This window comes from Lactiplantibacillus sp. YT640, assembly GCF_049745435.1.
Lineage (GTDB): Bacteria > Bacillota > Bacilli > Lactobacillales > Lactobacillaceae > Lactiplantibacillus > Lactiplantibacillus plantarum.
The window spans coordinates 1-2,794 of sequence record NZ_JBMNVY010000074.1 but is presented as its reverse complement, the minus strand read 5'-3'; the positions used below and the strand labels follow the sequence as shown (position 1 = coordinate 2,794).

The window sequence follows — 2,794 nt, the reverse complement described above, 5'->3', positions numbered from 1 at the left end:
AGGGAGCGATCCCCCAACTACTCTCGGCGCTAAGAAGCTTAACTTCTGTGTTCGACATGGGAACAGGTGTATCCTTCTCGCCATCGTCACCACACTATTGAGAAACTTGTGCTCTCAAAACTAGCTAATATCAAATATCTTCATATGAACCGGAACACCAATTACTTGGTTAAGTCCTCGACCGATTAGTATTAGTCCGCTTCATGCGTCACCGCACTGCCACTTCTAACCTATCTACCTGATCATCTTTCAGGGGTCTTACTTCCATAAAGGAATGGGAAATCTCATCTCGAGGTGTGTTTCACACTTAGATGCTTTCAGCGTTTATCACATCCATACGTAGCTACCCAGCGATGCGCCTGGCGGCACAACTGGTACACCAGAGGTATGTCCATCCCGGTCCTCTCGTACTAAGGACAGGTCCTCTCAAATTTCCTACGCCCGCGACGGATAGGGACCGAACTGTCTCACGACGTTCTGAACCCAGCTCGCGTACCGCTTTAATGGGCGAACAGCCCAACCCTTGGGACCGACTACAGCCCCAGGATGCGATGAGCCGACATCGAGGTGCCAAACCTCCCCGTCGATGTGGACTCTTGGGGGAGATAAGCCTGTTATCCCCAGGGTAGCTTTTATCCGTTGAGCGATGGCCCTTCCATACGGTACCACCGGATCACTAAGCCCGACTTTCGTCCCTGCTCGACCTGTCTGTCTCGCAGTCAAGCTCCCTTGTGCCTTTACACTCTGCGAATGATTTCCAACCATTCTGAGGGAACCTTTGGGCGCCTCCGTTACTTTTTAGGAGGCGACCGCCCCAGTCAAACTGCCCACCTGACACTGTCTCCCACCACGATTAGTGGTGCGGGTTAGAGTGGTCATACAGCGAGGGTAGTATCCCACCAACGCCTCCACCGAAACTAGCGTTCCGGTTTCTATGGCTCCTACCTATCCTGTACAAGCTGTACAAACACTCAATATCAAGCTACAGTAAAGCTCCATGGGGTCTTTCCGTCCTGTCGCGGGTAGTCCGCATCTTCACGGACAATATAATTTCACCGAGTCTCTCGTTGAGACAGTGCCCAGATCGTTACGCCTTTCGTGCGGGTCGGAACTTACCCGACAAGGAATTTCGCTACCTTAGGACCGTTATAGTTACGGCCGCCGTTTACTGGGGCTTCAATTCTGAGCTTCGCCGAAGCTAACCCATCCTTTTAACCTTCCAGCACCGGGCAGGCGTCAGCCCCTATACGTCATCTTACGATTTTGCAGAGACCTGTGTTTTTGATAAACAGTCGCCTGGGCCTATTCACTGCGGCTGATCTTGCGATCAGCACCCCTTCTCCCGAAGTTACGGGGTCATTTTGCCGAGTTCCTTAACGAGAGTTCACTCGCTCACCTTAGGATTCTCTCCTCGACTACCTGTGTCGGTTTGCGGTACGGGTAGTTAAGTACTCACTAGAAGCTTTTCTCGGCAGTGTGACATCAGACGCTTCGCTACTAAATTTCGCTCCCCATCACAGCTTGTCCTTAAAGTGAAAAGCATTTGACTCTTCACCAGACTTACTGCTTGGACATTCTAATCCAACAGAATGCACATCTTAGCCTCCTGCGTCCCTCCATTGCTCAAACGCACTTAACTAGTACAGGAATCTCAACCTGTTATCCATCGTCTACGCCTCTCGGCCTCGACTTAGGTCCCGACTAACCCTGGGAGGACGAGCCTTCCCCAGGAAACCTTAGTCATTCGGTGGATAGGATTCTCACCTATCTTTCGCTACTCATACCGGCATTCTCACTTCTAAGCGCTCCACAAGTCCTCACGATCTTGCTTCACCGCCCTTAGAACGCTCTCCTATCACGCGACCTAATGGTCGCATCCATGGTTTCGGTAGTATGCTTAGCCCCGGTACATTTTCGGCGCAGGATCACTCGACTAGTGAGCTATTACGCACTCTTTAAATGGTGGCTGCTTCTGAGCCAACATCCTAGTTGTCTATGCAACTCCACATCCTTTTCCACTTAGCATACATTTAGGGACCTTAACTGATGGTCTGGGCTGTTCCCCTTTCGACGGTGGATCTTATCACTCATCGTCTGACTCCCGGATATGAATCAATGGCATTCGGAGTTTATCTGAATTCAGTAACCCAAGACGGGCCCCTAGTCCAAATAGTGCTCTACCTCCATGATCCTAATTCCGAGGCTAGCCCTAAAGCTATTTCGGAGAGAACCAGCTATCTCCAAGTTCGTTTGGAATTTCACCGCTATCCACACCTCATCCCAGCAATTTTCAACTTACACGGGTTCGGTCCTCCAGTGCGTTTTACCGCACCTTCAACCTGGACATGGATAGGTCACCTGGTTTCGGGTCTATAACCTCGTACTCAAAACGCCCATTTCAGACTCGCTTTCGCTACGGCTCCGACTTTTTAGTCTTAACCTTGCACGGGATCATAACTCGCCGGTTCATTCTACAAAAGGCACGCCATCACGCATTAACGCGCTCTGACTTATTGTAGGCACATGGTTTCAGGAACTATTTCACTCCCCTCCCGGGGTGCTTTTCACCTTTCCCTCACGGTACTGGTTCACTATCGGTCACTAGGTAGTATTTAGCCTTGGGAGATGGTCCTCCCGGATTCCGACGGAATTTCACGTGTTCCGCCGTACTCAGGATCCTGAACTGAGAGAATTTGATTTAATCTACTGGGCTATCACCATCTATGGCGGATTTTCCCAAATCCTTCGACTATCAAGTTCTTTGGTAACTCAAATGTTCAGTCCTACAACCCCA

At 50.3% G+C, this 2,794-nt stretch carries 2 rRNA genes; both read right to left on the bottom strand.

The features are described from left to right. Positions 1–94, bottom strand: a 5S ribosomal RNA gene (gene rrf / locus ACOV1R_RS15920); the annotation flags it as partial. 71 nt (positions 95–165) lie between these two features. Next, positions 166–2,794 (bottom strand): 23S ribosomal RNA (locus tag ACOV1R_RS15915); the annotation flags it as partial.